Source organism: Parasphingorhabdus sp. (assembly GCF_036964565.1).
Classification (GTDB): Bacteria; Pseudomonadota; Alphaproteobacteria; order Sphingomonadales; family Sphingomonadaceae; genus Parasphingorhabdus.
In genome coordinates, this window is sequence record NZ_JBALTN010000005.1 from 298898 (window position 1) to 325704 (window position 26807).

At 61.4% G+C, this 26807-nt stretch carries 27 protein-coding genes; 12 read left to right on the forward strand and 15 right to left on the reverse strand.

The window, feature by feature from the left end:
* Positions 1-3: 3 nt before the first annotated feature.
* Both V7650_RS09165 and V7650_RS09170 read right to left on the reverse strand, forming a co-directional pair.
* Complete coding sequence (locus tag V7650_RS09165; protein WP_335655928.1) at positions 4-996, reverse strand: aldo/keto reductase; 993 nt, start codon at positions 994-996, stop codon at positions 4-6.
* Positions 993-2213, reverse strand: coding sequence for a dicarboxylate/amino acid:cation symporter (locus V7650_RS09170; protein WP_335655929.1), 1221 nt, complete (start codon positions 2211-2213; stop codon positions 993-995). The genes V7650_RS09165 and V7650_RS09170 overlap by 4 nt, the downstream gene beginning before the upstream one ends.
* A 175-nt stretch (positions 2214-2388) precedes the next feature.
* Here V7650_RS09170 and glmM point away from each other — a divergent pair, with 175 nt between their 5' ends.
* Genes glmM through V7650_RS09195 form a run of 5 tightly spaced genes read left to right on the forward strand, consistent with a single transcriptional unit; the run spans position 2389 to position 5462 of the window.
* Complete coding sequence (gene glmM, locus V7650_RS09175; protein ID WP_442955277.1) at positions 2389-3726, forward strand: phosphoglucosamine mutase; 1338 nt, start codon at positions 2389-2391, stop codon at positions 3724-3726.
* On the forward strand, positions 3726-3953 hold the full coding sequence (locus tag V7650_RS09180; RefSeq protein ID WP_335655930.1) for a DUF1272 domain-containing protein: 228 nt from the start codon (positions 3726-3728) through the stop codon (positions 3951-3953). The genes glmM and V7650_RS09180 overlap by 1 nt, the downstream gene beginning before the upstream one ends.
* The gene (locus V7650_RS09185; protein ID WP_335655931.1) at positions 3950-4138 is read left to right on the forward strand and encodes a hypothetical protein; all 189 of its coding nucleotides are present in this window, start codon (positions 3950-3952) and stop codon (positions 4136-4138) included. The genes V7650_RS09180 and V7650_RS09185 overlap by 4 nt, the downstream gene beginning before the upstream one ends.
* Positions 4135-4908, forward strand: a complete 774-nt coding sequence (thiD, locus tag V7650_RS09190; RefSeq protein WP_335655932.1) for a bifunctional hydroxymethylpyrimidine kinase/phosphomethylpyrimidine kinase — start codon at positions 4135-4137, stop codon at positions 4906-4908. The genes V7650_RS09185 and thiD overlap by 4 nt, the downstream gene beginning before the upstream one ends.
* A complete protein-coding gene (locus V7650_RS09195; protein ID WP_335655933.1) occupies positions 4905-5462 on the forward strand; it encodes a ribonuclease HII in 558 nt (185 codons plus the stop codon). Before thiD ends, V7650_RS09195 begins: the two co-directional genes overlap by 4 nt.
* On the opposite strand, the gene V7650_RS09200 is transcribed toward V7650_RS09195, so the two are convergent.
* Positions 5459-6490: an acyl-CoA desaturase gene (locus V7650_RS09200; protein ID WP_335655934.1), complete on the reverse strand. Its 1032-nt coding sequence runs from the start codon at positions 6488-6490 to the stop codon at positions 5459-5461. The two genes, V7650_RS09195 and V7650_RS09200, sit on opposite strands and share 4 nt — an antisense overlap.
* Before the next feature lie 332 nt (positions 6491-6822).
* Between V7650_RS09200 and V7650_RS09205 the strand changes: the two genes are divergently transcribed.
* Entirely contained in the window at positions 6823-7965 is a 1143-nt protein-coding gene (locus V7650_RS09205) for a site-specific DNA-methyltransferase (protein ID WP_335655935.1), read from the forward strand.
* A gap of 12 nt (positions 7966-7977) precedes the next feature.
* Entirely contained in the window at positions 7978-9102 is a 1125-nt protein-coding gene (gene folP / locus V7650_RS09210; RefSeq protein ID WP_335655936.1) for a dihydropteroate synthase, read from the forward strand.
* Between the two features lie 519 nt (positions 9103-9621).
* On the opposite strand, the gene V7650_RS09215 is transcribed toward folP, so the two are convergent.
* The 4 genes from V7650_RS09215 to V7650_RS09230 all read right to left on the reverse strand — a co-directional run bounded on the left by V7650_RS09215 (position 9622) and on the right by V7650_RS09230 (position 13692).
* Positions 9622-10452, reverse strand: coding sequence for a hypothetical protein (locus V7650_RS09215; RefSeq protein WP_335655937.1), 831 nt, complete (start codon positions 10450-10452; stop codon positions 9622-9624).
* A gap of 146 nt (positions 10453-10598) precedes the next feature.
* A complete protein-coding gene (locus V7650_RS09220) occupies positions 10599-11177 on the reverse strand; it encodes a hypothetical protein (protein ID WP_335655938.1) in 579 nt (192 codons plus the stop codon).
* Positions 11178-11574: 397 nt separating this feature from the next.
* On the reverse strand, positions 11575-12429 hold the full coding sequence (asd, locus tag V7650_RS09225; RefSeq protein ID WP_335655939.1) for an archaetidylserine decarboxylase: 855 nt from the start codon (positions 12427-12429) through the stop codon (positions 11575-11577).
* 21 nt (positions 12430-12450) lie between these two features.
* Positions 12451-13692 carry a threonine ammonia-lyase gene (locus tag V7650_RS09230; RefSeq protein ID WP_335655940.1) on the reverse strand — a complete coding sequence of 414 codons (1242 nt, stop codon included), beginning with the start codon at positions 13690-13692 and terminating at the stop codon, positions 12451-12453.
* A gap of 75 nt (positions 13693-13767) precedes the next feature.
* On the opposite strand from V7650_RS09230, the gene V7650_RS09235 reads away from it, so the two are divergent.
* From V7650_RS09235 to V7650_RS09250, 4 genes are all read left to right on the forward strand, one after another.
* Positions 13768-14640 (forward strand): NAD(P)-dependent oxidoreductase, encoded by an 873-nt coding sequence (locus V7650_RS09235; RefSeq protein WP_335655941.1) that lies wholly within the window; start codon positions 13768-13770, stop codon positions 14638-14640.
* Positions 14641-14655: 15 nt separating this feature from the next.
* Positions 14656-16329, forward strand: coding sequence for an amidohydrolase (locus V7650_RS09240; protein WP_335655942.1), 1674 nt, complete (start codon positions 14656-14658; stop codon positions 16327-16329).
* Between the two features lie 201 nt (positions 16330-16530).
* Complete coding sequence (locus tag V7650_RS09245) at positions 16531-16764, forward strand: hypothetical protein (protein ID WP_335655943.1); 234 nt, start codon at positions 16531-16533, stop codon at positions 16762-16764.
* A 163-nt stretch (positions 16765-16927) separates the two neighbouring features.
* A complete protein-coding gene (locus V7650_RS09250; RefSeq protein ID WP_335655944.1) occupies positions 16928-17692 on the forward strand; it encodes an arginyltransferase in 765 nt (254 codons plus the stop codon).
* 105 nt (positions 17693-17797) lie between these two features.
* Here V7650_RS09250 and V7650_RS09255 read toward each other — a convergent pair whose 3' ends face one another.
* The 4 genes from V7650_RS09255 to arfB form a co-directional block, all read right to left on the reverse strand.
* Entirely contained in the window at positions 17798-19276 is a 1479-nt protein-coding gene (locus tag V7650_RS09255; RefSeq protein WP_335655945.1) for an RcnB family protein, read from the reverse strand.
* Between the two features lie 161 nt (positions 19277-19437).
* The gene (locus tag V7650_RS09260; protein WP_335655946.1) at positions 19438-19923 is read right to left on the reverse strand and encodes a GAF domain-containing protein; all 486 of its coding nucleotides are present in this window, start codon (positions 19921-19923) and stop codon (positions 19438-19440) included.
* A gap of 2 nt (positions 19924-19925) precedes the next feature.
* On the reverse strand, positions 19926-22019 hold the full coding sequence (locus V7650_RS09265) for a S9 family peptidase (protein ID WP_335655947.1): 2094 nt from the start codon (positions 22017-22019) through the stop codon (positions 19926-19928).
* An 89-nt stretch (positions 22020-22108) separates the two neighbouring features.
* On the reverse strand, positions 22109-22507 hold the full coding sequence (arfB, locus tag V7650_RS09270) for an alternative ribosome rescue aminoacyl-tRNA hydrolase ArfB (RefSeq protein WP_335655948.1): 399 nt from the start codon (positions 22505-22507) through the stop codon (positions 22109-22111).
* A gap of 366 nt (positions 22508-22873) precedes the next feature.
* On the opposite strand from arfB, the gene ctrA reads away from it, so the two are divergent.
* Positions 22874-23581, forward strand: coding sequence for a response regulator transcription factor CtrA (ctrA, locus tag V7650_RS09275; protein ID WP_335655949.1), 708 nt, complete (start codon positions 22874-22876; stop codon positions 23579-23581).
* Between the two features lie 72 nt (positions 23582-23653).
* Here the strand turns inward: ctrA and V7650_RS09280 are convergent, their stop codons facing one another.
* The 4 genes from V7650_RS09280 to dcd form a co-directional block, all read right to left on the reverse strand.
* Complete coding sequence (locus V7650_RS09280; protein WP_335655950.1) at positions 23654-24421, reverse strand: metallophosphoesterase family protein; 768 nt, start codon at positions 24419-24421, stop codon at positions 23654-23656.
* A gap of 104 nt (positions 24422-24525) precedes the next feature.
* Positions 24526-25710, reverse strand: coding sequence for a saccharopine dehydrogenase family protein (locus V7650_RS09285; protein ID WP_335655951.1), 1185 nt, complete (start codon positions 25708-25710; stop codon positions 24526-24528).
* Complete coding sequence (locus V7650_RS09290; protein ID WP_335655952.1) at positions 25685-26179, reverse strand: DoxX family protein; 495 nt, start codon at positions 26177-26179, stop codon at positions 25685-25687. The genes V7650_RS09285 and V7650_RS09290 overlap by 26 nt, the downstream gene beginning before the upstream one ends.
* A 72-nt stretch (positions 26180-26251) precedes the next feature.
* Positions 26252-26806, reverse strand: a complete 555-nt coding sequence (gene dcd / locus V7650_RS09295; protein WP_335655953.1) for a dCTP deaminase — start codon at positions 26804-26806, stop codon at positions 26252-26254.
* Between the last annotated feature and the right edge of the window lies 1 nt (position 26807).

Below are 26807 nucleotides of genomic sequence, written 5' to 3' on the forward strand. Positions count from 1 at the left end.
GGCCTAGAGGCGGACCATCGCCATCATGGCCTCGCCATAGCGGGGACCGGCGGTGCCGCCGACCGGCGCTGCGGATTCCAGCTCGTCGAGATCGTCGCCGGTCAGCGTGATCTCGACCGCGGCCATGCTGTCCTCGAGCGTCGCGCGGCGCTTCGAGCCGGGGATCGGCACGACGAAATCGCCCTGCGCGAGCAGCCAGGCCAGTGCAATCTGCGCCGGCGAGCAGTGATGCCGCCCGGCGACCGCCTTGACCACGTCGACCAGCTTCATGTTGCGCGCAAAATTCTCTTCCGAATATCGAGGATCATTGCGCCGGTAGTCGCCTTCCGGCAGGTCGTCGCGGCTGCTGATCTGGCCGGTCAGAAATCCTCGGCCAAGCGGGCTGTACGGCACAAAGCCGACACCGAGATCCTGGCAGGCCGGCAGGATTTCCTCTTCCACGCCGCGTTCCCACAGCGAATATTCCGACTGCAGCGCCGCGATGGGGTGCGTCGCGTGCGCCCGCTTCAGCGTGTCTGCCCCGGCTTCCGACAGCCCCAGATAGCGGACCTTACCCTCCGCCACGAGCTCGGCCATGGCCCCCACCGTGTCCTCGATCGGCACCTTGGGATCGACTCGGTGCTGGTAGAAAAGGTCGATCGTCTCTACGCCCAGCCGGCGCAGCGATCCTTCGCAGGCGCGCCGCACATTGGCGGGAGAGGAGTCGGTCCCGACGACCTGTCCGTCGCTGAAGGCAAAGCCGAACTTGGTCGCGATCACCAGCCTGTCCCGGCGGCCGCGTATCGCCTGTCCGAGCAGCTCTTCGTTGATATGCGGACCATAGACCTCGGCGGTATCGAAAAAGGTGACGCCCAGCTCGATCGCTCGGTCGATCGTCGCCAGGCTTTCCGCCCGGCTGGCTTCGCCATACATGCCCTTGCCGATGCCGGCCATCGGCATGCACCCGAGGCCGAGGGCGGATACGTCAAGCTCTGCTCCCAGTTTGCGATATTTCATGTCAAATCTCCTTCGCTCTTGGCGATGATCGCCGTCACGCTCATGTCGGCGCTGACATTGGCCACCGTCCGGATGATATCGGGAAAGGTCTCGATCGCCAAAAGCAGGACCAGCGGTTCGATGGGGATACCCATGGCGAGGCATATCGGCGCGATCGAGGTGATGAAGCTGATCGAGCCGGGCAGGCTGACCGCTCCCATCGTGGTGATCGCGGCCACCACGACGCCGATCGCCAGCGCCCCGACGGACAGTTCGATGCCCAGCAGATGCGCGACATAAATCGCCACCGCAAGATTCATGCAGGGACCGGTCGCGCGGAACAGCGCAACCGCGATCGGCAGGACGACATCGGCCGACCGCTCGCCCACACCCATTGCCCGGACGCCGCTGACCATCGCCGGCAGCGACGCCAGCGAGCTCTGGGTGGATATGGCGACCGCCTGGGCCGGTGCCGACGCCTTGAAAAAGGCAACCGGGCCGGTTCTGCTTCCCGCATAGGTCAAGATGTAGCTGAACGCCCAGACCACCACGCCGACGCTGCTCACCACGAGCACATAATGCAGCAGGGCGCCGAAGGCCGCCAGCCCGGCATTCGCTCCGACACCGAGCGCCAGGGCAAACACGCCCACGGGGGCCAGCGCCAACACCCACTGGATCAGGATCAGCAAGGCATCGGCCACGGCGTTGAAAAACCGGTCGAGCATCAGCCTTTGCTCGTCGGGCAGCCGCGTGATGGCGAAGGCGAAGGCAAGGGCAAAGACCATCAGCGGCAGGACGGCATCTTCAGCGGCCGCGGCGATCGCGTTTGTCGGGATCAGTGCGCGCAGGAACTCGCTGAACGGCGGCACGTCTCCGGGCGGCGCTGCCGTGCCCAGCGCTGCTTGGAGCGCCGCTGCCGCATCGCCATCGAGGGGAAACAGTTCGAGCAGCGCCGGCGTCACAAAAGCGGCCATCGCGGACGAGCACCAGAGGATCAATATCATGAACAGGATCGCGCGTGCGGTCATCCGTCCGGCGCGGGCCATGGACGCCGCCTTGCCGATGCCGACGATCAGCAGGGTGAACACCAGCGGGATCACCGTCATCCGCAGGGCATTGAGCCACATGTTGCCGACGACATCGGCGGTTTCTACCAGCAGCGGACTCCGGGGCCCGGCCAACAGCCCGATCAATATGCCGAGAATGAGGGCCAGCAGGATGATGAGCGCTTTTTTCAATGTCTTTGTCCTTGCCTTCGCCGAAGGGACCATCAACCATGACAGGCGACTGCTGGCAAGTGATGATTACCGGCAATTTCGGCCCGTGATGCCATTCTCTCTTGGTCTCCCCTGGGTCCTTCGGCTAGAGACACCCGAAACCGGGCGCGATGTTTCGTTGATATAGGCAGATATTATGAAAAGATTTTTTGGCACCGACGGCATACGCGGCCTGACCAATTCCCACCCGATGACGGCCGTGATCGCGATGAAGGTCGGTCAGGCAGCCGGCCGACATTTTCAGCGCGGTGACCACCGCCATCGCGTGGTTATCGGCAAGGATACCAGACTGTCCGGCTACATGATGGAAAACGCCCTGGTGGCCGGCTTTACCAGCGTCGGGATGGACGTTGTCCAGGTCGGGCCGCTGCCGACGCCCGCGGTGGCGCTGCTTACCCGTTCGATGCGCGCGGATCTCGGCGTGATGATATCGGCAAGTCACAATCCCTATTTTGACAATGGCATCAAATTGTTCGGACCCGACGGGTTCAAGCTGTCCGATGACGACGAGTTCCGGATAGAGGCCTTTCTTGACGAGGAGGCGAAGCTGGCACGGCCGCAGGATATTGGCCGGGCGCGGCGCTACGAGGATGCCCGCGGCCGCTATATTCACGCGGTCAAGATGTCCCTGCCGGAGCATATTCGCCTCGACGGCCTGAAGATCGTCTGTGATTGTGCAAACGGCGCTGCCTATCAGGTGGCACCCTCGGCCTTTTGGGAATTGGGCGCGGAGGTGATTTCGCTCGGCGTCAGTCCGAATGGCCTGAACATCAATGACAAATGCGGCTCCACCGACGTCGCCACCTTGCAGGAAACCGTCGTCGCCTCCGGGGCGCATATCGGTATCGCGCTGGATGGTGATGCCGACCGCCTGATTGTGGTCGATGAAAAGGGGCAGGTGGTCGATGGCGATCAGCTGATGGCCCTCATCGGATCCAGCTGGAGCCGCAACGGTCTGCTGCGGGGCGACGGAATCGTCGCCACCGTCATGTCCAACCTTGGACTGGAACGATTTCTGAATGCCCAGCATCTCGACCTGGTGCGGGCGAAGGTCGGCGATCGCTACGTTCTGGAAGAGATGAAAAAGGGTGGCTTCAATGTCGGGGGAGAACAGTCCGGGCACATGATCCTGCTCGATCATGGCACCACCGGCGACGGCACGGTCGCGGCGCTGCAGGTGCTCGGCGAACTGGTCGACAGCGGCAAGCCTGCGAGCGAACTGCTGCACCTGTTCGACCCGGTGCCGCAATTGTTGAAGAACGTCCGCTACAGCAGCGGCGAGCCACTCGAATCGGACAAGGTCAAGGCGGTGATCGCCGAAGCGGAACAGGAGCTCGACGGCACCGGGCGTCTGGTGATCCGCAAATCCGGCACCGAACCGCTGATCCGTGTGATGGCCGAGGGCGATGACGAAGACCAGGTCCATGCCGTCGTTGACCGGATTTGCGCCGTGGTGGAGGAGGTTGCCGGCTGATGCTGGACATGCGTCCCGATTGCGAGCGTTGTGGCAGGAACCTTCCGGCAGTGCAGACTGGAGCGTTGATCTGCAGTTTCGAATGCACGTTCTGCGAAAACTGCAACAACACAGCGCTGCACGATATATGCCCCAATTGCGGCGGCGCGTTGCGGTCTCGGCCGCCACGCTCGGCCGATCTGCTCGTCAAATATCCGGCCTCGACAGAACGGAAGTACAAGCCATGAATTTTCTCGACGCACTGGACGCCCGGACCATCGTGGCATTGGGCCTGATCCTCCCGATCCTGCTCACCGCCATTCTCTTTTATTTCGCCCGCGATTTCTTTCGCCGTTTCTGGCTTCCGATTCTTCTGGTTGTCGGCGCGCTGGAATGGTTTCTCATCGTCCAGGTCGGGCCGCTTTTCCTGTGACCGAGACTTGCCCGCGCATATTGTCGATCGCCGGTTCGGACAGCGGCGGCGGAGCCGGTATCCAGGCCGATATCAAGACGATCACCATGCTGGGCGGTCACGCGATGACGGCGATCACCGCGATCACCGCGCAGAATACCGTCGGCGTGCAGTCGGTGCATAAGGTGCCCACCGCGATGATCCTCGCACAGATCGAATCCGTGGTCAGTGATATTGGCGTCGATGCCGTCAAGATCGGCATGATCGGCAGCGCCGAGGCCGCGCTTGCCGTGGCGGGCTATCTGGAAAAACTGGGCATCGCCATCGTCTTTGATCCGGTAATGGTGGCCACCAGCGGCAGCCGGCTGGCGGACAGCGACACGATCGCCGCCTTTGGCAAGCTGATGGACGTGGCTTCGGTGGTCACCCCCAATTTGCCGGAACTGGAAGCACTGGGCGGCAGGGACGAGATATTGAGCCACGGCTGCCATCTGGTGGTGAAAGGCGGTCATGGCGAGGGTCCGGTGGTGGTGGATGAGCTTCATGCCCCCGGCGGCCTGATGCGGCGCCTCGAAGGGAAGAGGCTGGAAACCAGCGAAACCCACGGCACCGGCTGCACCTTTGCCAGTGCGCTTGCAGTCGGTCTCGGTAGCGGTCTCGATCTGACCTCGGCCTTCGAGCAGGCGATCTCATTCACCCGCATCGCGATCCTCGAGGCACCGGGGCTCGGCGCGGGCAACGGACCGCTGGGCCACCAGTTTGTCACCGACTTTCAGGATGACTTTCAATGATCGCCGGCGTCGACGAGGCGGGCAGGGGCCCGCTCGCTGGACCGGTGGTGGCGGCGGTGGTCATATTGCCCGACAATCACGGGATCGCGGGACTCAACGACAGCAAGAAACTGACCGCCAAAGCGCGGGCGCGGCTGGAGCTGGAGATTATCGCCTGCGCGGATTTTGCGGTGGCGCAATGCTGCCAGGCGGAGATTGATGAGTTCAATATCCTGCAGGCGACGATGATGGCGATGACTCGTGCCGTCGAAAGCCTCGCGCGGGCACCCCGGCACCTGTTGGTCGATGGCAATCGCCTGCCGCGCTGGAAATATTCTGCCGAGGCGGTGATCGGTGGCGACGCGATCCATCCCTGCATTTCCGCCGCCTCGATCCTGGCCAAGGAATATCGCGACCGGCTGATGATCGCGGCTGCGGCGCAATATCCGCAATATGGCTGGGACCGGAACAAGGGCTATGGCACGGCGGAGCATCTGACGGCGCTCAGACAATATGGACCGACGCCGCTCCATCGCAGGAGCTTCGCGCCGGTGGCGCAGATGGAACTGCTCTAGGCTTCGGCCTGTGCCTGCTTGGGCGCGATCTTGCGCTCGGCGAGCACCCATTCGCCGCTTTCGCTTTTTACATATTTGGGCTGGCGGGTGACGTTCCAGACCAGACCCAGCTTCTCGAGCAGCAGCAGCACGTAGCCGGCGATGTCGATCTCCCACCAGGCCATGCCCTGGAAGCTGGCACGCGGATGCTTGTGATGGTTGTTGTGCCAGCCTTCGCCAAAGGTCAGCAGCGAGAAGATGAAGCTGTTCTTGGCGGTGCCGACGCCCTTGGTGTGGCGCTGGGAGCCGACGACATGGGCATAGCTGGAAATGCCCAGCGTGATCTGCAGGACGACGAAGGTGCGGAAATAGCCGCCGATCAGGATCGTGCCAATGACATGGTCCCAGCCGCCGAAAACCAGGCCCCAGATGCCGGGGAAGATGATCAGCGAGAAGATCAGCCAGTACCAGCGGGTCTTGTGCAGCCACAGCACCACCTTGTTGTCGGCGAGGCCCTTGCCGTAGATGCTCATGTCGGTGACGCAGTCATCCATGAACCAGCCGAAATGCGAGTGAAACATGCCTTTCAGGCGGCTGGTCGGGCGGCCGCGGCCATCGAGCCAGGGGCTGTGCACGTCGCCCACCTCGTCGGAATGGGCGTGATGGCGGCGGTGATCCGAGGCCCAGCGCAGCACCGAGGACTGGATCGACATCTGCGCCATCCCCCCCAGGATATATTGCATAGGTACCGAGGTCTCGAAGGCCTTGTGCGAATAATAGCGGTGAAAACCGAGCACGATCCCGAGCATCAGGATGATATAGCCGGCGATGAAGGCGGACCATTCGACCCAGCCAGTGTCATAGGTAAACATCCACCAGACCGCGGCGATCGAGCCGAAAATCTTGGAGCCGAACACGATCGCATATTCGCGCCGCTTCTCGCGGCCCGCTTCGCCGCCAACAATCACGCCGGGATGCGGGCGGGGTTCGTCGCTCTGCTGGGCGATGCCATATTGGTGCTGATATTTATCGCGAAAGTTGCGCGCCATAATCTCTGTTGATCCCTGGCCAGTTCCGTTCGGGAGCTGTTCTGTCGCTTTGGCTTATAGCGGCAACGCGATTTGTTGTGAACCGAATTTACTTTTGCCCGCTTTTGACAAATTGCCGAATAAATATCCCGAACGAGTCTTTTTCGTCACACCACTAGGGATTGAGTCTGGCTCGGGCGCGCTGACTCCATATCTGGTGGCGGACTCGTTTCGTTCCCGCGCTCCATCTTTCGTTAACCATTAAGATACGCCTTTAACCTATATTAACGGCCTTGACCGCCTGCCATTTCGGACTCACCGTGGGTGCGACTTAACAAAGGGATCACAGGTTCATGGGGATTATCGAGCGCATCAAGGCGCCAAAGACAAGCACCGCGCGCAAGACTGTCGAGCGAAAGGCTGTGGACCTGCCACTGGGGCAGATACTGAAGATGGATTGCGTCGAGGCGATGGCCTCGCTGCCCGACGCCTCGGTCGACATGATCTTCGCCGACCCGCCCTACAACCTGCAGCTCGGCGGCGATCTCTACCGGCCCGAAGGCGGGCAGGTCGATGCCGTGGACGATGCCTGGGACCATTTCGACAGCTTCGCCGCCTATGACGCCTTCACCCGCGCCTGGCTCGCCGAAGCGCGCCGCATTCTCAAGCCCGACGGCTCGCTGTGGGTGATTGGCAGCTATCACAATATTTTCCGGGTCGGTGCGTCGCTGCAGGACCTGGGCTACTGGATCCTCAACGACATCATCTGGCGCAAGGCCAATCCGATGCCGAACTTCAAGGGAACGCGCTTCACCAATGCCCATGAGACTTTGATCTGGGCATCGAAGTCGGAGAAGTCGAAATATACGTTCAACTACCGGGCGATGAAGAATCTCAACGACGAATTGCAGATGCGCAGCGACTGGGTGATGCCGATCTGCGGCGGCCAGGAACGGCTGAAACGCAACGGCACCAAGACGCATCCGACGCAGAAGCCGGAAGCCTTGCTCTACCGGATCATGCTGGCGACGACCAATCCCGGCGATGTCGTGCTCGACCCGTTCTTCGGCACCGGCACCACCGGCGCGGTGGCGAAGCGGCTTGGCCGCCAGTGGATCGGCTGCGAGAAGGAGGACAGCTATTGCGAGGTCGCCGAGCAGCGGATCGCCGAAGCGCTGCCGCTCGACGAAAGCTCGCTCAAGACGATGCAGTCGCCCAAATCCATGCCGCGCGTTGCCTTCGGCACTTTGGTCGAAACCGGCTATCTCCAGGTCGGCACCGAATTGTGCAGCAAGAACCGCAAATACAAGGCGAAGGTGCGCGCCGACGGCTCGCTGCTGTGGGACGGGCAGGAAGGCTCGATCCACAAGATTGGTGCCACGGTTCAGGGCGCGCCCAGCTGCAACGGCTGGACCTACTGGCATTATGACGACGGCACCAAGCTGAAGCCGATCGACGCATTGCGCCAGACCTATCTGCTCGCCACCGAGCCCTGATCGGGACGATTTATGGAAGGTTTGGAAGCTTGCGGGACAGGGGCCAGAATCTACCTGAAGCCGGTCGGACTGGTCGACAGTCCGCACTGGCATGGGGATAAAAATGGACGCCTAAACAACAGCTTGATCTGGTTTTCTCAGATTGAATATCTCGTTGTTGAAAGTGGCCGTCCGAACCTGCGCGGTCTTGTCAACCTGACCCAGTGGCCGGAATGGTCAAACGCCTTGCCGGAGCCGCTGGCCGAGCGCGCCGCCACGCTGTTCGCCCATCTCACCCGGCAGCACGACCCGCTGACCTGCGGCGAGCGAATCCTGCGCTTCGACCAGCCGCACGTGATGGGGATTCTCAACATAACCCCCGACAGCTTTTCCGACGGCGGCAAGCATCAGGACGATCCCGACCGGGCCGCCGAGGCTGGGCTGATGATGGCCGCCGCCGGGGCGTCGATCCTCGATATCGGTGGCGAAAGCACCCGGCCCGGCGCTGACCCGGTCTGGGAAGGCGACGAGATCAAGCGGGTGCAGCCGGTGATCGAACGGCTCGCCCATTGCGGCGCGGTGCTGTCGATCGACACCCGCAAGGCAGCCGTAATGGAAGCCGCCCTCGCGGCGGGCGCGCATCTGATCAACGACGTCTCGGCCTTGCTGCACGACAGGAGATCGCTCGAGGTCGCCGGTATCTCCGGCGTGCCGGTGGTGCTGATGCACGCGCCGTCGAGCGGCAGCAATCCGCACCTGGGCGACGGCTATGGCAATATCGTCACCGACACGCTCGACTGGCTGGAACAGCGCATTGCCGATGTTGTCGCCGCCGGTTTCGAGCGCGAGAAGATCATCGTCGACCCGGGCCTCGGCTTCGGCAAGTCGCTGGCCGACAATCTGGCGCTGATGAACAATATCGCCATGTTCCACGCGCTCGGCCAGCCGCTGCTGATCGGCGCCAGCCGCAAGCGGATGATCGGCGCGCTGTCGAAAGAGGCACCGGTCGACAAACGTCTTGGTGGCTCGATTGCCTTTGCCCATCACGCGATCCAGCAGGGCGCGCAGATCGTACGGGTGCATGATGTGCCGGAAACGGTCCAGGCCGTTCAGGTGTGGCGCGGGATGCGCGATGCGGGGCTGACGGCGGCGGTTTAGAATCCGACCGCATTCAAAGCGGGAATTATTTCACCGTCAATCGGCTCCCGCGACGTGCCGGTCGATATACCAGTATAAACAGCCACCACCTAGAATGCCGATCGGAATTGGTGCGGCCCCACGATCCACTATGGTCAGCACAGCGCCCGCGGCCGCAGTAAATACGACGAATGCGACCGCCAAGACCTTGAGAAGACAGGGATGCTTTTTTCTCAACCCGGAAATCTTCAAAGGCCAACACGCAGAGACCCAATGCAACTAGGACGGACAAAATAAGAGCACCAGTTTCTTCTGAAAAGTTTAGAAACAGGGGACCAAGGAGGAACGCTATTTCCAGAAAAGCCAGCGCAAGGCGGGTTCTGGCTTTTCCATTCACTGTCTCTGCGGAAAATTTTAAAAACGCTTGTGCTTAGGGAAAGTGGACGGTCACCGAAAGCCACCGTAGTCCCGGGCACTGAACGAATGCCTGCGAATGTCGGCACCACTTGCCGGGATCAGCAAAGCGATCACCGTTGATGGTCAGGGCATCTCCACCCGATACTCGATTTTTGAGACGGCATAGCCTTGGTCATAAGGTTCGATGCTGATGAGCAGATAGTCGTTCCTCGCGTTATCCGACAAAAAGAAACGGTCAAAATTATGGTCACCTGCGGCGGCTTCTATTCGGGTCCATTGTGACATGGTTTCCGTCAGTTTGAAGGCCTCTATCCATTGGAGCTCGGGAGGCACTGTGCAATCCGGATTTTCCCAAGTGTAAGTGGTTTCAAATGGAAAACCGGTGTCGACATCGCTAGCGGGGAGCAGCTCAACATATCCGGTCGTTGCAGCTGCACAGGGGTGTTTCACCATATAGACGTAGGATATCTGTGGTTTAAGCAAATCTGCAACCGGCGCGCCGTCCCGCAATCGCTGCACGAACAGTTTGATAAAGGCCAACCTTCGCTGATTTACGGGCTCATCGAAATCGCTCGATGGAAGCTCCGTCGGCGATGCTTCTGCCTGCAGTGGGGTCGTCGCTGTCGGATACTTGTCCAAGCCAGCCCCGTCTTGCACCGCTTCCGGTTGCGTTGAACACAGGCCAAGATTTCCGAAATAGGTGTACGCCGCCGCCTTATCGCCCGCCAACGCAAGCGTCAGCAGGCGCTCGGCCTCGTCGGCGGCATCGCGATAGGCGGGATGGGGTCGATCCTCCGTGAGGAAAAAATCGGCTGCATGCACAGCGGCGGGGAACTGCAACTGATCAATGAAAGCGGCTGTTGCCGCTTCTGGGAAGGCTTCGTCATCGACCGCATCGGCGTGGAGCGTCCAGCGACCGATGCAGCGCGCAGCATCCTGCATGTCGAAGACCATTGGAGACCTCTGCTCTCCATCCGCAAAGCCGGCTATGGCAGATTGCCAGTCGACTGGCGCAGGCTCGCCAGCCGACACTGGGCCACCGGATAGCGCCGCGGCGGCGGCACTGGCGATGAACCACCTGCGGCGCGTAGGCGAAGCGTTCAAGGTGGATCCCCTGCTTCGCATTTTACCCCTTCGAGGATCTGCCAATCGCTGGAAGCACTGGACACATAATGGTCTCGTGTAACGCTTGGAAGGATTTCCCATTTGCCTTCAAAACGGTCATAGGGGACCGCTGATATGTGTAGGCAGTGCTCGCCCTCCCAGCGGTCTATCCGCCAATCATACATGGGATAGAGCGGCGGCCCCGCATGGACGATATAGGGCTCAAGCGTGTTTCCGTAGATTTGCCAGATCGCAAAGCCCTCAAAACCGCCATAGTTTGCATCGGACCTTTGCAACGTGGCAAATTTGCTACCGTCAGGCGAAAAAATCGGCCTGGAGCCTGTATCGATTTCGCGACCTTGGCGGGCCCGGTCAATGATCACATAGCCAAAGGCCTCGAGGCCGAACCAGTCAAAGCCGAGAAATCGTTCGCCAAATCGTTCGAGATTGGTGGCCTCAAACATCCATGCGGTTTCCACGCAATAGGTTCTGCCATGCTCGGTCGACACCGCGATCCAGTTGCGCGAAGATGCAGCGATGCGCTTCCAAGCGGCTGGCAGGGGGATGGGATCCACGCGGTCTACCGTCGTTTCCCCGTCACTCGGTAGGTCGTCGCAAATGGAGATGTCTGGCGCTTCGGCAGCGAGGGCGGGAGTTGCCGGCGCGAGGGCCATCGCTGCAAGGGCGGAGCTGCCCGCTATCATTCGACGGCATGTTCTGCGCAGCGGCTTCGGTCTCATCTCAGTTGCCGCCTTTCCCTGCGTTTCGGCGTCTTTTCATAATGTCAGCCACCATGTTTACAAGAAAAATGGCTAAACGGCTGTGATTGGCGGCGCGAGCGGAAGTGCTTAGAGCAGATGCGAATATGGTGACAGCACGTTAATTCGTCTCGGTGTTTTGATAAAAAGGCACGGGCACCGGTTTTGCACCGTCAGTCCTTCGTCGCTTAACCGCAAACTGGTGGAAGAACCTTCAAACGCCGGGCCGGTGGCCCATCGTCTCGCCGAGACGCACCGCTCTCTCCGCTGCCCAGTCGTCCGAAAAGGCGATCGTGTCCGGCCGGAACAGCATGACGATGGTGGAGCCGAGCAGGAATCGTCCCATCTCCTCGCCCTTGTCGAGCGTGATATTCTGGTCGGCATAAGTCCATTGCGTGATCCCGGTGGTGGGCTTTGGCTTGACGACGCCGTGCCAGACCGTTGCCATGCTGCCGACGATCGTAGCGCCGACCAGAACCATCGCGAACGGGCCATGGTCCGGCGATTCAAACACGCAGACCACCCGCTCGTTGCGCGCGAACAGGTTGGGTACGCCGCGGGCAGTGGTCGGATTGACGGAAAACAGCGAGCCTGGCACGTGGGTCATGCTTGTCAGCCGGCCGGCGCAGGGCATGTGCAAGCGATGATAGTCTTTGGGTGAGAGATAGAGGTTGGCGAAGCTGCCGTTGCGAAACGTTTCGGCCAGTGCCGGATCGCCGCCAAGCAGCTCGGTCGTGGTGAACACATGGCCCTTCGCCTGCAGGATATGGTGGTCGTCAATCGCCCCAAGCTGACTGATCGCGCCATCCACCGGGCAGGCAAAATCAGCTTTGGTGATGGGCCGCGCGCCGGCCCTGAGCGGACGGGTAAAGAAGGCGTTGAAGCTGTTGTAGCTGGCGATGTCTGGATTTTCGGCCTCGCTCATGTCGACCGCATATCTGCCAACGAACCAGCGGATCAGCCGGGTCGTCCGTACGCCTTTTTCCGCTGCCGCAATGCGGCCGGCCAGGGTTGTCAGCCACCGCTTGGGCAGCACGTACTGGGACGCGACTTTCAGACGGTCGAGCAAGGTCTAACTCGCATCAACCGGTCAATCGGCCAGTTCGACTTGCCGCACATCATAGCCCGCCTTGTTGAGATCGACGATCAGCCCTTCCAGCTGTTCGCGGTCCTTGGCCTCGCATTCGATATCGGTGATCAGGCCCTTGGCCGGCAGGTTGGTGAACACCCGCTGGTGATAGACCTCGATGATATTGACCTCATGCTCGGCGAACTGCTTGACAACATTGTAAAGCGCGCCGGGCTGGTCGCGCAGATGGAGGCGCAGGCGCGCCAGGCGGCCCGAGCGGGCGAGATCGCGCAGCAGAACGTTGGCGAGCAGGCGGGTGTCGATATTGCCGCCGCAGAGAACGAGGCCGACTTTCTCGCCGGCGAATTTTTCCTTGTTGCCGAGCAGGGCGGCGAGGCCAGCGGCGCCGGCACCCTCGACCACGGTCTTCTCGATCTGCAGCAGCAGGCTGACCGCTGCCTCGAGCTGGGCCTCGCTGACCAGCAGGATCTCGTCGACATGCTGCTTGATGATCGCGGCGGTAAATTCCGCCGGGTTCTGCACGGCGATGCCTTCGGCCAGCGTATCGCCGCCGGCGGCCATGGTCTTGCCGTTGAGCTTGGCATACATGCTGGGATAGAGAGCGGCCTGCACGCCGGTCAGCTTGATCCCCGGCTTGATGGCACTCGCCGCCGTCGCCATGCCGGAAAACAGGCCGCCGCCGCCGATCGGAATGATCAGACGGTCGAGATCGGGCACCGCTTCGAGCATCTCGATGGCCACCGTGCCCTGGCCGGCGGCCACGCGCGGGTCGTCGAAGGCGTGGATATAGGTCAGCCCGCGCTGTTCGGCGAGCAGCATGGCATGGGCATAGGCCTCGTCGTAATTGGTTCCGAAAATCACGATCTCGGCGCCGTGGCCGCGGGTCTGCTCGACCTTCACCATCGGCGTCGTGCTGGGCATGACGATGGTGGCGGGAATGCCGAGGTTGCGGGCATTATAGGCCAGGCCCTGGGCGTGATTGCCGGCGGATGCCGCGATCACGCCAGCCTTGCGCTTGCTTTCGTCCATCAGCAGCAGCGCATTCAGCGCGCCGCGTTCCTTGTAGGCCGCGGTGAATTGCAGGTTCTCGAACTTCAGAAACACCTCGGCGCCGCTCAGTTCGGAAAGCGTGATGCTCTTCAGCGTCGGCGTATGGACGACCCGGCCCCTGATCCGGTCGTGGGCGGCTTTCACATCATCAAAAGCGAGCGATGGGCGAACTATGGTCTGAGTGTCATTCATATGGGCAGTGCCCCTAACGCATCTGGTCATCGAGGGAAACAATGATTATGGCCATTGTACAAGGCGGGGAAAGATATGACGGAAATAGCATTTATCGGGATCGGCGTGATGGGCGGACCCATGGCGGGCCATCTGGCCGCGGCGGGGCACAGTCTGACCGTGTACAACCGCACGCGGGCCAAGGCAGAGGCGTGGGTGGCCAAACATGGCGGCACCGTCGCCGACGATCCTGCGGCAGCGGCGCGCGACAAGCAGATCGTGATCAGCTGCGTCGGCAATGACGATGATCTGGCGGCGGTCACCATGGGCCGCGACGGTGCCTTCTCGACCATGGCCTCGGGTGCGCTGTTCATCGACCATACGACGGTGTCGGCGCGGATCGCCCGGCAGCTGTCTGTGGAAGCGGAGGGACGGGGCATCCATGTCGTCGACGCTCCGGTCTCGGGCGGACAGGCCGGCGCCGAAAAGGGCGCCCTGTCGATCATGTGTGGCGGCAGCGACGAAGCCTTTGCCGCGGCCGAGCTGATCATGTCGGCCTATGCCGCGCGGATCGTCCACGTCGGCCGGACCGGTGCCGGGCAGACCACCAAGATGTGCAACCAGATCGCGATCGCAGGCGTGCTGGAAGGCCTGTCGGAAGCGTTGCGCTTTGCCCAGGCCAGCCGGCTTGATCTCGACAAGGTGCACCAGGCCATTTCTGGAGGCGCGGCGCAGAGCTGGCAGATGGACAACCGCTGGGCGACGATGGCCAGGGACGAGTTTGATTTCGGCTTCGCGGTCGACTGGATGCGTAAGGACCTCGGGCTGGCGATCGAGGAAGCGCGGACCAATGGTGCGACGATTCCGGTGGCGGCCCTGGTCGATCAATTCTATGCCGAGGTGCAGGCCGCGGGCGGCGGCCGCAATGACACCAGTTCGCTAGTGTCCCGCCTTCCGAAAAGAAAATAGACAGGACCAGTTGATATGAGCGGATGGCTGAAAAAATATGGCTTGGGCCTATGTGCAGGGGTCGCCGCTTGCGTGCTGGTGCCGGCCGCGGCCCATGCCGACGGCCTGATCGAGAATGTCAACGGCATGACGCTCGATGCCGATGGCAAGGTCATCCGCTTTACCGGCATGGTCATTGATGACGAGGGCCGGGTCAAGGAGCTGCTCGATCGCCGCGACAAGCGGCCGAAGGATATGGATTTTCAGTTTGACGGAAAAGGCAGATCGCTGATCCCGGGCTTTTTCGATGCGCACGGGCATGTCATGGACATGGGCTTTGGCGCGCTGACACTGGATCTTTCGGACACGCAATCGCTGGCGGAAGCGCTCGCCAAGATCGCCCGCTATGCAGCGGACAACCCCAACCGGCAGTGGATCCTGGGTGGCGGCTGGAACCAGGAAACCTGGGGTCTCGGCCGCTATCCGACCGCTGCCGAGCTCGATGCGGTGGTTGGCGATCGTCCGGTCTTTCTCAACCGGGTCGACGGCCATGCCGCGTGGGCCAACGGCGCGGCGATGAAGGCCGCGGGGATCACCGCTGCGTCCAAATCGCCAAGCGGCGGCAATATCATCAAGGCGGCGGGCCAGCCTTCCGGAATATTCGTCGACACCGCGATGAGCCTGTTCGGCGACGTCATTCCGGCTCCGCGACCGGTGGAACGCGATCTGGCGCTGGGCAAGGCGCAGGACATATTGCTGGCCAACGGCGTGACCTCGATCGCCGACATGGGCACGACGATGCAGGACTGGCAGAGCTTTCGCCGCGCGGGGGACAAGGGGCAGCTGAACATCCGGATCATTTCCTATGCCTCGGGCATAGAGGAGATGATCGGCATTGCCGGGCCCGGCCCGTCTCCCTGGCTCTATGACGACCATCTCAGGCTGGCCGGAGTGAAGCTTTATGTCGACGGCGCTCTGGGGTCGCGCGGTGCGCTGCTGAAACAGCCCTATGCCGACATGGCGAACGAGAGCGGCCTGGCGATGCTGAGCCCGGCGCAGCTCAAGAACAAGATGAGCCGCGCGGCGATGGACGGGTTCCAGACCGCGGTTCACGCGATCGGCGACAAGGCCAATGACGAGGTCCTCTCGGCGATCGAGGAATTGCGCGAAACCTACAAGGGCGACCGGCGCTGGCGGATCGAGCACGCGCAGATCATCGACCCGGTCGACATCCCTCGGTTCAGCGCGACCGGGACCATCGCCTCGGTGCAGCCGGTGCACCAGACCTCGGACCGGCTGATGGCGGAAGTGCGACTGGGGGCAGGGCGTCTCGCCGGGGCCTATGCCTGGAAGTCGCTGCTCGATTCCGGCGCGCGTCTCGCCTTCGGGACCGACGTTCCGGTCGAATCGTCCAATCCCTTTGCCGGTCTCGCCGCGGCGATGACCCGCGAAGACGCGGCCGGGCAGCCGTTCGGCGGCTGGATGCCGGCGCAGCGGCTGGGCCGCGAACAGGCGTGGCAGGCCTATACCAATGGCGCCGCCTTCGCTGCTTTCGCCGAGGACCGGCTCGGTAGCCTCGAGCCGGGCAAACACGCCGATTTCCTGATCATCGACCAGGACATATTGCTCGCCACACCGGATCAGATCCGCGCGCTGCAGGTCCGGGAGACATGGATCGGCGGCAAGCCGGTGTTTGTGCGGAAACCGTGATTCCGGCTTAAGTGGTTTTAAATCAAGCCAAGTTGGGACCAAGGCGAGCGATTGGCAGTTGTGACGAATCGCAAAATAAGCTAAAGACTGTCTCCAGGAGGGCGGTCTAAAAGATCCTCCATCAAGGAAAACAAATGGGGCGCATGGTGGTTCAGTTTCGTGGATCGCTACTATTTGTCTGGTATTAATTGGAGCATTATTATGAAATTTGGAAAACTGGCAGCTGGCATTGCAGCCGTATCCCTGGTTGCGGCACCCGTCGCGGCCCAGGCTACTGGCAGCCTCGCGCCGGCGGTAGAGCGCGTTGGTGCAGCATCTGCATCTTCGGAAAAGCTTGAAGGCGGCAACGGCATCCTGATCGGTGTCCTCGCGGCTGCTGCGGTGATCGCCGGCATCATCATCATCGCCGATGATGATGATCCAACAAGCCCCTGAGCTTCACAAACATACAGGAAAACGGGGCGCGATTATCGCCCCGTTTTTTTTGCGCGCCGCCACCGCCATGGTGAATTTATGTGGTAAATCGCCTTTTCATTTCTCCCGCCGCGCTGCATATTGTCATGGTCGATTCTCGCGACTGTAACAAAAGGCCGGCTTTGTGACTGCACCCGTTCGCTTCCCGCGATTCTTTGTGACCAATCCCAGCCCGTGCCCCTATCTGCCCGGCAAAAGCGAACGCAAGGTTTTCACCGAACTGAACGGCGCCCACACCGACGAGCTCAACGATGCGCTTGGCCGGATCGGCTTCCGCCGCAGCCAGAATGTCGCCTATCGTCCCAGCTGCCTCGACTGCAAGGCCTGCGTCTCGGTCCGTGTGCTGACCGACGAGTTCCGGCCAAGCACCACCCAGCGCAAGCTGATCCGCCGCAACCGCGATCTGGTCGTCGAGACCTGCGAGCCCTGGGCCACCGACGAGCAATATCAGCTGCTCCAGAAATATCTCGCCAAGCGCCACCCCGGCGGCGGCATGGCCGAGATGGACGAGATGGACTATTCCGACATGGTCGAGCAGTCGCCGGTCAAGAGCTTCATCATCGAATATCGCGAGCCGACCGATGACGGCAGCAAGGGCCGTCTGGTCGGGGCCTGCCTGACAGACCAGCAGGGTGACGGCCTGTCGATGATCTACAGCTTCTTCGACGCCGAACATGAAGAGCGCGCCGGCCTGGGCAACTATATCATCATGGACCATATCCTGCGCGCCAAGACCGCAGGGCTGCCTTATGTCTATCTCGGCTACTGGGTCGATGGCTCGCCGCAGATGGAATACAAGATCCGCTACCGCCCGCTGGAAAGGCTGACCCCCGATGGCTGGCAGCGCTTCGATCCCGCCGAACTGCTCCGGCGCCAGGGCGCACGCTGATCCGGCCACCTGGCGACGAGCGCCGTCCGCTCGCCTCCCACCCATGAAAAAGCCTGCCGACCCGGAAAGGGGACTGCAGGCTTTTTGTAGCGGAGATCGCGCGGATCAGTCGTACAGGCAGCGTGCCTGCTGGCATCCCTTGAGCGGAACCGCCTTTGAAGCAGGCTTCCAGACCTTTTTCGAGGCCGGCTTGCGGTAGGCTGGCTTGCTGTAGATCACCTCTTCCTCGACATAGGTCGTGGTCGTCGTGGTGGTGACCGGCGCCGACTGCACGACGATCGTGGTGACCATCGGCTGCTGCACCTGCGGATAATAATAGCCCGGCGTATAATAGCCGCTCCAGCCGCTGGGATAGGTGGGATAGCCCTGCGGGGCTGGCGGCTGGTGATGCTGGACCGGCGGACGCGCGGGATAATGTCCCGCCTGCTGCCCGTCATAGCCATATTTCTTAAGCAGATGGCGGCAGCGGTCCGTGCCCTGCTCGATCGCAGCGCCCGCGACCGCGCCGAGGCCGCCACCGATCAGCGATCCGGCCAGTCGGTTGCCCCTGCCGGCGATCCGGTTGCCGGCGAATGCGCCGACTGCGCCGCCGACAATCGCCCCGCCGATACCGCTGCTTTCCTTGCACCGTTCCAGATAGGCCAGTTCTTCGGCACGTTCGCGGTCCGCTTCGTCATAGCCCGGATAGCCCCGGTCGGGACCACGCCACGCATTCGCTTCGCCGCATCCGCGCGGATCAAAGCGGGGATCGACCCGGCAGTCCGACCGTGCGTCGGCACCGGCGCTCCAGTGCGGCGCCATCGAACCCTCGCCGATGAAGGTGCCGGCATATTCGCCTTCATAGACGCGGCCGTCGGCGTCGCGGTAGGTGCCCTGCCATTCGCCCTGATAGCTGCCGTCCTCGCGATAGGCACCGTTCCAGTCGCCCTGGTAGGTGGAACGGTCGTCGCCATAATATGGTGGCGTCGCGACCACGCGGTCATCGCCGACGAACACGCCGGGATCATATGTCGCCTGTCCGGCACGATAGCCGTCGCTATAGCCCTGGTTATAGCGGTCCCAGTCGACATTGTAGCGGGCGTCCTGGACCACGCCGTAGCGGTCGGTCAGTACGGCATCGTCATAATAGCGCGACCAGCCATAGCCGGCGCTCGGCTGGCTGAGCCCGTAATAGCCGAAGTTGCCGATGAAATAGCTGGGCTGGATATAGGTGCGGGGCAGGCGAAAGCCGCGATGCGGCCGGTTATAGCCCTTGTCATAGCCGATCTTCCCGCGACGGACATAGCTGCCGCCAGGAAAATGGCCCTTCATCGGACGGGCGCCGCCCATATGCTTCATCTGGCGCATGTTGCCCATTTGCTTCATCTGGTGCATGCCGCCCATATTCTTCATCGGCCGCATGGATCCGGGCCGCGGAGCGCTCGCTGCGCCTCTGGCCTCTCCCGCCAGCGCGGTAGGGAACGCGAAACTCAGGTCGATTGCCGCATTGCCGGAAGCCGGAACAGCCGAGTCGAGAGCGGCGATTGCCGAGCCCGGGGCCATTGCCAAAACAGCCGCAACGCCAGTGTATAAAAGGGTCTTCATGGTTAACAACTCCCTGGTTTCAGGCCTGCACCAAGCAGGCCCGAGCGAAATCTGGTTAACGAATATTTAACAGTTTTCGCAGGGTTTGACCATTAGCAGCTTGTAAAATAGAGTAGATTTGCCGGCCTGTCTCGAAATGGGGCAGGTTGGTTTACCGTGCGTTAACCAAGACTGTCCGAAATCGCCGCGACCAGACGGCACAAACCCGCTTCATCCTCGGCGCGAAAGCGGTCGGGCAGGGGGCTGTCGAGGTCGAGAACCGCGATTACCCGACCCTGGCTGATGATCGGAATCACCAGTTCGCTGCGGCTTTCGGCATCACAGGCGATATGCCCCGGGAAGGCGTGGACATCGGCCACGCGCTGCACCGCTGCCGTCGCCGCAGCGGTTCCGCACACGCCCGCCCCGATGGCAATCCGGATGCAGGCGGTCTTGCCCTGGAAGGGGCCCAGTACCAGCTCGTCGTCGACGACCCGGTAGAAGCCCGCCCAGTTGATGTCGGGCACATATTGCCAGATCAGCGCGGCGATATTGGCCATGTTGGCAATCGCATCCGGCTCGCCGTCGACCAGGGCGGCAGCGGACGAAGCGAGCTCTGCATAAAAGCCGTCCACGGGCTGGTTGCTGTCAATCGTCACGTCCAGCATGGCTAGGGCTCCTGTCGCTCGGGCATTGCGTCGGTCCCGGGTTTGCTGGCCGGATCATATTTTGCGAACCAGCCCATGATATTGTCGACCTTGGCAATCAGCTGGCTCGGCCTCCGGGCGATCAGATGCGATGCACCCGGCACCCTGACCAGAACGGTATCGACATTCTGCACCTTCAGCGCAGTGTAGAACTGTTCCGCCTCCCACGCCGGCGTCCTGAAGTCGGATTCGCCGACCATGACCATTGTCGGCGTGGTGACATTGTTGACGATCGAAAGCGGGGATCGCCGCCAATATTCCTGGGGTTGCTCCCATGGCTGGGCGCGAAACCAGTGGCGACTGACGAAGCGGGCAATGTCGCCGGCCAGCGCCATGCTGGTCCAGTTGATCACCGGCTTGACTGTCGCGGCGGCAGCAAAGCGGTTGGTCTTGCCGACCGCCCATGCCGTGAGGACGCCGCCACCGGAGCCGCCGGTGATGAACAGCCGGTCCTTGCTGACATAATTTTTGGCCAGCAAGGCATCGACTACGCTCATCAGGTCGTCATGGTCGTTGCCCGGATAATCCAGCTCGATCAGCTGGGTAAATTCTTCGCCATAGCCCGTCGACCCGCGCGGATTGGCATAGACCGTGACATAGCCTTCCGCCGCATAGCGCTGGATTTCCGCGGCGAAATAGGGACCGTACATGGTGTTCGGGCCGCCATGAATCTCCAGAATCATCGGAAAGCTTCCGTCCGGGCGAAAATTCGGCGGCAAGGCCACCCAGGCTTCGATTTCACGGCCGTCGTGGCTCGACGTGACCTTGATCTCCTCGATCCTGGCCAGGTCAATCCGGCCCAGCGCGTCCTCGTTCAGGCGGGTCATCTGGCGACCGTCGCCGCCACCGCGGATCATCGCGACCTCGGCAGGCCGGTTGCTGCTGCCCTTGGTATAGGCAATCAGCGGAGCGGAGCCGCCCGCCCTGGCGGCAACCGAAAAGCTGCCGGAGGCATAGGGCCGGCCCAGCGATGTACCGCCAATATCGCTGGCCAGTTCACGGACCTTGCCGGACAGGTCGATGGACACAAGCGTCAGCAGGCCATCGACCTCGGTCTGGCCGATCAGCCCCCGGCCATCGGGCCGCCAGGCGATCGCATCGATCGACCGGGGATAGGCGGCGGTAAGATTCTGCACCGACGTTCCGTCGGGCGCCATGACATAGACATGGGTTTGCTGATAGGCCTTGAGCTGGTCATCATAGCCGAGATAGGCGATGCGCGAACCGTTGGGCGACACCACCGGGGCATAATCCGGGCCGTCGCGCTGGGTGAGCGGGGTCAGGGTGTCGCTGGCCAGGTCTACGCGATAAATCTCGCTCTCGATCGGATCCAGGTTGGCGTCCTCCGCCTCGTTGCCGGTCACCAGCAGAGCGTTGTTGCCGAGCCATTGCGGGCTGTCATAGCCATTCTTGCCGAAGGTCACCTGGCGCGGCGTACCACCTTCCGCGCTGAGCGTGAAAATCTGGGTCTTGCCCTTTGGCAGATAGCCGGCGCCGTCAAAGCGGAACACGAGATCATCGACAATCCGTACGGGCTTCGCCCAGTCCGCCCCTTCTGGGCTTTTCGGCGGGTTCGCAAAGCTGGCGCGTTCGTTGGGGACCAGCATCGAAAAGGCGATGGTCTTGCCGTCGGGCGACCAGACCGGCGCGCCGGGACCCTCTTCCAGCTGCGCGAGGGAAAAGCTTTCGCCGCTGTCCTGATAGCGCACCCGCAATTCCGGCTTGCCGTTGCCGGATGTCAGGTAGACGAGGCGATCCCCTTCAGGTGACCAGCGGACGGACGAGCTGCTGCCCTGACCGCTGATCAGCGGCCGATGGCTGCCGGACCGGGTATCGATCGTCCACAGGTCGCTGGCCACCTGGTCCTTGAACCGGTCCATTGACTTGCGGGCATAGACGATGGTCGAACCATCGGGCGAGATTTGCGGATCCTCGGCATATTCAAGGTCGAACACGCGTTCGGCGGTAAACTTGCGGGCGTCCTCGGCCGGCTGGGCCATCGCCGTGGTTGCCAGCAGGGGCAGGCAGCCCAGGGCCAGCACATAGCGCTTTTTCATGTAAATTCCCTTTTGCTATCAGCGTTTCCCTTATGGGCAATATGGCCGCTTTGCCAATAGCAAAGCTCTCCCGCCACGGCGCCGCGCACTCAGTCGAGCGTTGGCTTGCCCCGCGTCTTCTTGATGGTTGCTTTCTTCTTCTTGCTGTCCACCCGCCGCGCCTTTGCCGCGCGGCTCGGCCTCGTCTTGATCCTGCGCGCGTCGCGCTGATGGGCCTCTTCGATCATTTCGTTCAGCCGCCGTCGGGCCTCCTCCCGATTGGCTTCCCGTGTGCGATAGGCGCGCACCGTGAAAACAAGTTCGCCGCTGCTGGTCATTTTGCGTCCCGCCAGAACCCTGAGCTTGCGAAACGCGTATGGCTGCAGTCCCAGCGCATAGACGTCGACGCGCATCTGGACCGCAGTGGCCACCTTGTTGACATTCTGGCCCCCGGGACCGCTTGCGGCCAGAAATGTCTCGGTGATCGCGCTTTCGGGTATCTCGGGCATGCACCCTGTCTAGCGCGGCGCGCCGATGCACGACAGGTTGTTGTTAACGAAGCTTGCGATTTGTTCACTTCGCCGCACGGGATTGATGCCATTTTGCCACGAAATCGCATCGAGAAGCCGTCGAAACAGCCTCATTTGGGGACAGCAGACCGAAAAAGTTAATTTTTTTTTGGAGGAGTCCGGGAGTCCTGAAACGACTCAATTCTGCGGGTTACAGACTCATTTCATCGCCCGCGACTCGTGCTGAATCCTGCCTTAGCAAAAAATTAACCTTTTACGTTCATTAATCTTATGGTTAATAAATAGTCCATCGGGTCGGCGCAGGGATCGATCCGCGGGTGAGTAAATTAAAAAAGGGGCTGCCTGATGCGCGTGCTGCTGATTGAAGATGAACCTACGACCGCAAAAGCCATCGAGCTGATGCTGACGACCGAAGGGTTCAACGTATACACCACCGATCTGGGCGAAGAGGGTCTCGATCTCGGCAAGCTCTATGATTATGACATCATATTGCTCGACCTGAACCTGCCGGACATGCACGGCTATGATGTTCTCAAGAAGCTCCGGGTCGCGAAGGTGCAGACCCCGGTGCTCATTCTTTCCGGTATCAGCGAAATGGACAGCAAGGTGCGTTCCTTCGGCTTCGGTGCCGACGACTATGTCACCAAGCCTTTTCACCGCGACGAACTGGTGGCCCGCATTCATGCGGTTGTACGCCGTTCCAAGGGCCATTCGCAGAGCGTGATCCGCACCGGCAAGCTGGCCGTCAACCTGGATGCAAAGACGGTCGAGGTCGACGGCAACCGGGTGCATCTGACGGGCAAGGAATATGCCATGCTCGAGCTGCTATCCCTGCGCAAGGGAACGACCCTGACGAAGGAAATGTTCCTCAACCATCTGTACGGCGGCATGGACGAGCCCGAACTGAAGATCATCGACGTGTTTATCTGCAAGTTGCGGAAAAAACTGGCCCTTGCCTGCGGTGGCGAAAATTACATCGAAACCGTGTGGGGTCGCGGATATGTTTTGCGCGATATGGAAGAAGAAAACGGTCCAACCGCGCAGGTTGCCTGATAGAGTTTACTACCCAGAAGTGGTCTGTTGGTCAGACAGGAAAATGGCGGGACCCGTTGGTCCCGCCTTTTTTCATGGGGCGGTGTCGAGATACCAGCGTTCCGATCCCTGCAGGGCCAGCGCGGTCAGCTTGTTGGAATGATAGGCGCCGGTGTCGATGCCGATCCGGTTGCCGGCCTCGACAACCTCGTCGCTGATCGTATGTCCGTAGACGATGACCTTTTCGTGGGCATCCTCAGCCGCGAGAAAATCGTCGCGGATCCAGCGCAGGTCCTTGGTTCGCTGCTGGTCCAGGGCGACGCCGGGGCGAACGCCGGCATGGACAAAGGCATAGTCGCCGATGATGATCTTGTCCTCGAACCCGGCGACAAAATCGACATGATGCCTGGGAAACAGTGCGGGAATCCGTTGCGCAAGCTGGGCGATGTCGAGTTCGATATATTCCTTGAGGCTGATGTCATAGCTCAGGATCGTCTCACGTCCGCCAATGCGGTTGAAAAACCGCACGGATTTTTCGTCGCCGGTCGCGGCGGCCAGGTAAACCTCCTCGTGATTGCCCATCAGGAAGCGGACATTGCCCAGCTCTGCCTTCAACTGCATCGCCGTATCGAGCACCCCGGCGCTGTCCGGGCCGCGATCGACCAGGTCGCCGAGAAAGATGATCTCGCTCTCGACCTTGTCGCGCGCGCCGTCATCCTCGATGATTTTCTCGATCAGTTGCAGCAGCAGGTCATTGCGGCCGTGCACATCACCGATCGCGTAGACCCGCCGTCCTTCGGGGACGGTGGCATTCTCGATCGGTCTGGCAGGCTTTTTTCTGCGTAACAGTGAATTCAGCATAGGGCCTGTATTTGTGTCCTTTTCAGCGAGTTTCAAGGGCCTGGATCAGGCTCTCTTCCCGTCGAATCATAAAGCTGTAACCATCTGAATGATTGCTGAAAGGTTCAACTTTCCGCGACAAAGCTCAGGCCCGCCTTGTCTTCCAGACGCTCGACCAGCTTTTTACCCATTAAAGCGCCCGGTGTCCATAGCCCGCCACCCTTGGAGACCGGGTCTTGGGCGAGGCAGAGCGCCGCTTCGGCGATCATTTTTGAGGTGGAGCCATAGCCGGGATCCCTGTCGCCCTTGACCGACAGGCTTGCCGTTTCGCCATCCGCCGTTTCGCCGATGAAGACGATGTCATAATGGCCGTTGTCGCGCTGCTCCTTGGTCGGGCCTTCGCCGGGCTTGGGCGCGTCGCTGCCGCCGAAAGGATTGGCCTTTGCCACCATTTCCGCCGCCTGCTTGCCCAGGTCGCCCGGGCTGGTCACGACCATTTCGTCATATTGGAAGTCTTCGCCGAACGGGAAGTCGAGCAGGAAGTTGGTCCGGTGCACATTCTTCGTGTTGATCGGCGCCATGATGAACGGCGCGACCCAGCTGTCGATGGTCTTGTCATATTTCGGGATCAGCATGTTGGGCTGGTCGGGTCCCTTGAAGCCGGGGGTCAGGCCGAAGCTGCTGCCGAGGATCTTGACCAGGCCGGGGTTCTTCGCCAGCGCCTTCATGGTGGCGCCGAGGCTCGCGGCGGTGCCGCCGGAGAATGTCCCCTCCATTGCGCGCACCCGGCCGCGCACGCGGACGGCGGGCTTGCCGAAGCGCTTGCTCATTTCCTGCTGCAGCATCAGCACCCCCAGATCGAAGGGGATAGAGTCAAAACCGCATGAAAAACAGATCTGTGCGGCCGATTCTTCGGCCGCTTTCTGATGCTCGTCGATCATCGCGCGCATCCATCCCGGCTCCCCGCAAAGGTCGACATAATGGGTCCCGTGCCGGACGCAGGCCGCAACGACTTCGTCGCCGTACAGCTGGTAGGGCCCGACCGTCGTCAGCACCACCTTCGTGCGGCTCGCCATCATGTCGATCGAGGCCGGGTCATCGGAATCCGCAACCACCAGCGGCGTGTCCTTCGGCGCGCCGATCAGATCCCGCACTTCCTCGAGCTTGTCCAGGTTGCGCCCGGCCATCGCCCAGTTGGGGGCCTTGGCCGACACGCCATATTGCTCCGCCATATATTCGGCGACGAGCCGGCCGGTATAGCCGGTCGCGCCATAGATGATGACGTCAAATTCGGGGTTCTGGGCGCTCATATCGTTCTTCCTTCATAACTTCTGCGCGCCCTTCCGCCTTGGCGGCGCGCAGCTCTGCCTTGTTGGTTTCGCGGTCGGCCTTGCGGCGGGCCCGCAAGCTGTCAAAACTATAGGCCATGTTGCTATAGGCAAACAGCACCAGCAACCCGCCAGCGATCGCGACATTCTTCATCGCCATCTGCATCTGCAGCGGATCACGGAAATCGCCGTGAAAAAATAAAATCGTCACCAGTGTAAAGCCGGCAAAGGCTATCGCCAAAGGCCGAGTGAACAGTCCGACCAGCAAAAGCAGTCCGCCGACCAGTTCGAAGGAGGCCGTCGCTATCGCCAGACGGCTCGGCAGGCCGTTGGCGTCAATATAGGCGTCGGTGCCCGGGATATCCATGAACTTGCTGGCACCGGCGCCGATGAATAGCGACGCGATCATGACCCGTCCTACAAATGCAACCACTGCCGCGATCCACCGCATGTCCTGTCTCCTCTAATGTCGAGGCAGTATGACCGAGTGGCTGGCGGCTGTCACATCTTTTCGCCCCGGAGTCTAAAGCTTGGGCAATGTCACACCCTGTTGGCGCATATATTTGCCCGCACGGTCGGCGTAGCTGGTCTCGCAGGGTTCGTTGCCCTTGAGAAAGAGGAACTGGCATGCCCCCTCATTGGCGTAGATTTTTGCGGGCAGGGGACTGGTATTGGAAAATTCCAGCGTCACATGTCCCTCCCATTCCGGCTCCAGGGGCGTGACATTCACGATGATCCCGCAGCGCGCATAGGTGGACTTGCCGAGGCAGATAACCAACACGTCTCGCGGGATGCGGAAATATTCCACCGTGCGGGCCAAGGCAAAGCTGTTGGGCGGAATGATGCAGCAGTCGGTTTTCCGGTCCACGAAGCTGTTTTCGGCGAAGTTCTTGGGATCGACAATCGCGTTGTCGACATTGGTAAATATCTTGAACTCATCCGATACACGCGCGTCATATCCGTACGAGGACAGGCCGTAGCTGATGCTGCCCTCGCGCTTCTGGCCCTCGACAAACGGCTCGATCATGCCGGAATGCTTGGCTTCATTGCGGATCCAACGGTCGGATAAAATGCTCATG

Bases quoted from the DNA above. Each gene is read 5' to 3' on its own strand.
- V7650_RS09260 (WP_335655946.1), bottom strand. From the start codon at position 19,923: ATGCTGGACGTGACGATTGACAGCAACCAGCCCGTGGACGGCTTTTAT.
- ctrA (WP_335655949.1), top strand. From the start codon at position 22,874: ATGCGCGTGCTGCTGATTGAAGATGAACCTACGACCGCAAAAGCCATC.
- V7650_RS09280 (WP_335655950.1), bottom strand. From the start codon at position 24,421: ATGCTGAATTCACTGTTACGCAGAAAAAAGCCTGCCAGACCGATCGAG.
- V7650_RS09235 (WP_335655941.1), top strand. From the start codon at position 13,768: ATGACGGAAATAGCATTTATCGGGATCGGCGTGATGGGCGGACCCATG.
- V7650_RS09245 (WP_335655943.1), top strand. From the start codon at position 16,531: ATGAAATTTGGAAAACTGGCAGCTGGCATTGCAGCCGTATCCCTGGTT.
- V7650_RS09200 (WP_335655934.1), bottom strand. From the start codon at position 6,490: ATGGCGCGCAACTTTCGCGATAAATATCAGCACCAATATGGCATCGCC.
- glmM (WP_442955277.1), top strand. From the start codon at position 2,389: ATGAAAAGATTTTTTGGCACCGACGGCATACGCGGCCTGACCAATTCC.
- arfB (WP_335655948.1), bottom strand. From the start codon at position 22,507: ATGCCCGAGATACCCGAAAGCGCGATCACCGAGACATTTCTGGCCGCA.
- V7650_RS09205 (WP_335655935.1), top strand. From the start codon at position 6,823: ATGGGGATTATCGAGCGCATCAAGGCGCCAAAGACAAGCACCGCGCGC.
- V7650_RS09230 (WP_335655940.1), bottom strand. From the start codon at position 13,692: ATGAATGACACTCAGACCATAGTTCGCCCATCGCTCGCTTTTGATGAT.
- V7650_RS09240 (WP_335655942.1), top strand. From the start codon at position 14,656: ATGAGCGGATGGCTGAAAAAATATGGCTTGGGCCTATGTGCAGGGGTC.
- V7650_RS09180 (WP_335655930.1), top strand. From the start codon at position 3,726: ATGCTGGACATGCGTCCCGATTGCGAGCGTTGTGGCAGGAACCTTCCG.
- V7650_RS09185 (WP_335655931.1), top strand. From the start codon at position 3,950: ATGAATTTTCTCGACGCACTGGACGCCCGGACCATCGTGGCATTGGGC.
- V7650_RS09255 (WP_335655945.1), bottom strand. From the start codon at position 19,276: ATGAAGACCCTTTTATACACTGGCGTTGCGGCTGTTTTGGCAATGGCC.
- dcd (WP_335655953.1), bottom strand. From the start codon at position 26,806: ATGAGCATTTTATCCGACCGTTGGATCCGCAATGAAGCCAAGCATTCC.
- V7650_RS09165 (WP_335655928.1), bottom strand. From the start codon at position 996: ATGAAATATCGCAAACTGGGAGCAGAGCTTGACGTATCCGCCCTCGGC.
- V7650_RS09265 (WP_335655947.1), bottom strand. From the start codon at position 22,019: ATGAAAAAGCGCTATGTGCTGGCCCTGGGCTGCCTGCCCCTGCTGGCA.
- V7650_RS09290 (WP_335655952.1), bottom strand. From the start codon at position 26,179: ATGCGGTGGATCGCGGCAGTGGTTGCATTTGTAGGACGGGTCATGATC.
- V7650_RS09195 (WP_335655933.1), top strand. From the start codon at position 4,905: ATGATCGCCGGCGTCGACGAGGCGGGCAGGGGCCCGCTCGCTGGACCG.
- folP (WP_335655936.1), top strand. From the start codon at position 7,978: ATGGAAGGTTTGGAAGCTTGCGGGACAGGGGCCAGAATCTACCTGAAG.
- V7650_RS09215 (WP_335655937.1), bottom strand. From the start codon at position 10,452: ATGGTCTTCGACATGCAGGATGCTGCGCGCTGCATCGGTCGCTGGACG.
- V7650_RS09285 (WP_335655951.1), bottom strand. From the start codon at position 25,710: ATGAGCGCCCAGAACCCCGAATTTGACGTCATCATCTATGGCGCGACC.